Source organism: Streptomyces sp. NPDC046831, from assembly GCF_040645305.1.
GTDB lineage: Bacteria > Actinomycetota > Actinomycetes > Streptomycetales > Streptomycetaceae > Streptomyces.
Window position 1 is genome coordinate 1 of sequence record NZ_JBEYXZ010000070.1, and the last position, 4,475, is coordinate 4,475.

1 protein-coding gene is annotated in these 4,475 nt (G+C 75.0%); it reads left to right on the forward strand.

Annotated elements, in window-relative coordinates; genetic code table 11:
* On the forward strand, nucleotides 1–4,475 hold a 4,475-nt coding region (locus tag ABZ920_RS30355; protein ID WP_361512036.1), incomplete at both ends, for an SDR family NAD(P)-dependent oxidoreductase.

The window sequence follows — 4,475 nt, forward strand, 5'->3', positions numbered from 1 at the left end:
CCACCCACAACACCACCACAGTCCTCGAAATCGGACCCGACGCCGCCCTCACCCCCCACACCCCCGACGCCATACCCGTACTCCGCCGGGGGCAGCCGGAGGTTCGCGCGCTGGCGTTCGCGCTCGCCGGCGCGTTCGCCCTGCCGCGTCGCCCGGGCCGTACGGTGCCGGACGGTCTGCCCACGTACGCGTTCCAGCGGCAGCGTCTCTGGCTCGTGCCGGCCGTGCCGGTGGCGGGTGCGCAGGGGCTGGGACTCGACGCGTCGGGGCATCCGCTGCTGGGGGCCGCGGTCGAACGTGCCCAGGACGGCGGGCTGTTGCTCACCGGGCGGTTGGCGCGCGGCACGCAGCCGTGGCTGGGCGACCACACGATTCTCGGGTCGGTCCTGGTGCCCGGCACGGCGTTCGTGGAGTTCGCGTTGGTGGCCGGGGAGCGGTCGGGCGCTGCGCGCGTGGAGGAACTGACGCTGGAGAAGCCCCTGTCGCTGCCGGCCGGGGGTTCCGTCCAGGTGCAGGTGTCGGTGTCGGGTGCCGATGCGGACGGGCGGCGGACGCTCGGTGTCCATGCGCGGGCCGAGGGCGGCGAGTGGACGCGGCACGCGTCGGGCACGCTCGCCCCATCGGCGCCGCCGGGGGCGGACGCGCGGATGGCATGGCCGCCGGCCGGTGCCGAGGCGGTCGACGTCGAGGCGCTGTACGCGTCGTTGGACGCGTCGGGCTACGCCTACGGCCCGGCGTTCCGAGGGGTGCGGGCGGCCTGGCGGCGCGGGGCGGACGAGCTGTTCGCCGAGCTCGCGCTGGCCGGGGCCCGGGAGGCGGCGGGCTATCTGCTGCACCCGGCGCTGCTGGACGCGGCCCTGCACCCGCTGGTCGCCCGTGCCGCCGAGGAGGGCGGGGCCGAGGGGCTGCCGCTGCCGTTCGCGTGGGCGGGGGTGGAACTGTCGGCGACGGGGGCGGACACGTTGCGGGTCTGCTGGTCGGGCGGTGCGCTCACGGCGGTCGACACTCAGGGGCTGCCCGTCCTGAGCGTGGACGCGCTGACGCTGCTGCCCGCACGGCCCGAGCAGGTGTCGGGTGCCGCGCGAGTACGTGATCTGCACCGGATCGCGTGGGCGCCTGTGCCGGTGTCCGGGGCGTCGGCGGACGGCGACGTCACCACCGTAGAACTGGTCGAGGGGCTGGATGAGGGCCTGGACGAGTTGCCGGAGCGGGTGCCGTCCGTGGTCGCCGTGCCGGTTCCGGCGGGCCGGGGCGCCGCCGCGGTCGCGCTGCGCCTGGTGCGGGCCTGGCTCGCGGAGGAGCGGTGCGCGGACGCGCGGCTGCTGCTGCTGACGCGGGGCGCGGTCGCGGCCGTCGACGGCGACACGGTCGACGATCCGTGGGCGGGGGCCGTGTGGGGTCTCGTCCGGTCGGCGCAGGCCGAGCATCCGGACCGGTTCGCCGTCGCCGACATCGACGTCGATGCGCACGAGGCCGTCGGCGTCCTGTCGGCCTTGGCCCGGCTGGTCGTCCAGGAGTCCCAGGTCGTCCTGCGCGGCGGTGTGTCGTACGCGCCCCGGCTCGTCCCCGCCGACGTGGCGGACGAGCGTGCGCCGGACGGGTTCGCCGGGCGGACCGTCCTGGTCACCGGGGCGACCGGTGGGCTCGGGCGGCGACTCGTACGGCACCTCGCCGACCGGCACGGCGCGCGCCGCTTCCTGCTGCTCAGCCGCAGTGGGCCACAGGCGCCGGGCGCCGCCGAACTGGCCCGGGAGCTGGCCGCGACGGGCGCCGAGGCGACGTTCGCGGCCTGCGACGTGGCCGACCTGGACGCGCTGGCCGAGGCCTTGGCGTCGGTACCGGACGAGCATCCCCTCGGCGCGGTGTTCCATCTGGCCGGTGTCCTGGACGACGGTACGGTCGCCTCGCTCACCGAGGAACGTCTGGACGCGGTGCTGCGCCCCAAGGCGGACGCGGCGCAATACCTGCACGAGCTGACGCGCGGCCACCACCTCACCGCGTTCGTGCTGTTCTCGTCGGTCACCGGTGTGACGGGCAACGCCGGACAGGCCAACTATGCGGCCGCGAACGCCCAGTTGGACGCGCTCGCCGCGCACCGGCACGCGCTCGGGCTGCCCGCCACATCGCTGGCGTGGGGGCTGTGGGCGGACGCCGGTGGCATGGCGGAGGGCCTCGGGTCGGCGGAGCGGCAGCGCTGGGAGCGCTCGGGCCTGGTGCCGCTGACCGCGGACGAAGGGCTGGCGCTGCTCGACCGCGCCCTGGTCTCGGCGCCGGTGTCGGGGCCGGCCCTGGTGCCCGTACGTCTCGATCGCGCCGCCCTGCGGTCGCGGGCCGCGGCGGGGCCGCTGCCCGTCGTCCTGCGCGGCGAGCTGCGGGAGCAGCGCCGCCGGGCGGCCTCGGGCGCGCCTGTCGACGCGTCCTGGGCGGGCCGCACGGCCACGCTGCCCGAGGCCGAACGTGTCCGCATAGTCAAGGAGTTGGTGCGGACGACGGTGGCGACCGTGCTCGGTCACGCCACGCCGGCGACCATCGACTTGGGCCGTGCCTTCAAGGAACTGGGCTTCGACTCACTCACCGCGGTCGAACTGCGCAACCGGCTGGCCTCGTCGACCGGTCTGCGGCTGGCCGCCACGGTCGTCTTCGATCACCCCTCCCCCGAGTCCCTGGCCCGTCACGTGCTCGGCCTGCTGCCCGGCGGCGAAGCGCCGCTCCCGGCCGGCACGCCCGTGCCGCCCCTACCGGCGTTCGTCCAGGACGACCCGATCGTCGTCGTCGGCATGGCCTGCCGGTACCCGGGCGGTGTCACGTCGCCGGAGGAACTGTGGCGGCTGGTGGCCTCCGGCGCCGACGCGATCGGCCCCTTCCCCGACAACCGCGGCTGGGACCTGGACGGCCTGTTCCACCCGGACCCGGAGCACTTCGGTACCTCGTACACCCGTCAAGGCGGATTCCTCTACGGGGCGGGCGAGTTCGACGCGGAGTTCTTCGGTGTCAGCCCGCGCGAGGCCGTGGCCACGGACCCGCAGCAGCGGCTGCTCCTGGAGACGGCGTGGGAGACGTTCGAGCGGGCCGGGATCGACCCGACCGCGGTACGCGGATCCCGTACGGGTGTCTTCGCCGGGGTCATGTACAACGACTACGACGCGCGGCTCGACAAGGCGCCGGAGGAGCTGGAGGGCTACCTCCTCACCGGCAACACCTCCAGCGTCGTGTCGGGCCGCCTGGCCTACACGTTCGGCCTGGAAGGGCCCGCGGTCACGGTCGACACGGCGTGCTCGTCGTCGCTGGTCGCGCTGCATCTGGCCGCGCAGGCGCTGCGGCAGGGCGAGTGCGACCTCGCGCTCGCGGGCGGCGTCACCGTCATGGCGCAGCCCGGTACCTTCGTCGAGTTCAGCCGGCAGCGCGGCCTGTCGGCGGACGGCCGCTGCAAGTCCTTCGCGGCGGCGGCCGACGGCACCGGCTGGTCGGAGGGCGTGGGCCTGCTGCTGGTCGAACGGTTGTCGGACGCGCGCCGCAACGGCCACCACGTCCTGGCCGTCGTGCGCGGCTCCGCCATCAACCAGGACGGCGCCAGCAACGGACTCACCGCCCCCAACGGCCCCTCCCAGGAACGCGTCATCCGCCAAGCCCTCACCCGAGCCGGCCTCACCCCCGCCGACATCGACGCGGTCGAGGCGCACGGCACGGGCACCAAACTGGGCGATCCCATCGAGGCACAGGCCCTGCTGGCCACCTACGGACAGGACCGCCCGGACGAACGGCCCCTGCTCCTCGGCTCGCTGAAGTCCAACATCGGCCACACACAGGCCGCGGCCGGCGTCGGCGGCATCATCAAAATGATCCAGGCCATGCACCACGGGGTCCTCCCCCGCACCCTGCACGTCGACGAACCGACCCCGCACGTCGACTGGTCGGCGGGCGCCGTCCGCCTCCTCACCGAGGACCACACCTGGACCACCCCCGACGACCGGCCGCGCCGCGCCGCCGTCTCCTCCTTCGGCATCAGCGGCACCAACGCCCACGTCATCCTCGAACAACCCGCGGGCGAAGCCGTGTTGACCGAGGAACCTGGCGTCGACGGGCTCACGCCGTGGGTGGTGTCGGCCCGGAGCCCGGAGGCGCTGCGCGAGCAAGCCGCGCGGCTGCGCACGCTCGCGGACGCCACGCCGCAGGTTCCGGCGACCGGGATCGGCCACGCACTGGCGACGGGCCGGGCCACGCTGGAGCACCGGGCCGTCGTCCTGGCCGAGACATCCACAGACCGGCTCGCCGCCCTCACGGCCCTGGCCGAGGGCGACACCCACCCCGGACTCGCCACCAGCGGCACACCGTCCGGCGGCGGGACGGCGTTCGTGTACTCCGGGCAGGGCAGTCAGCGCCCGGGGATGGGACGTGAACTGTACGAGACCTACGGAGAGTTCGCCGCCGCCTTCGACCAGGTGTGCGCGGCCTTCGACCCCCACCTCGACCGCTCG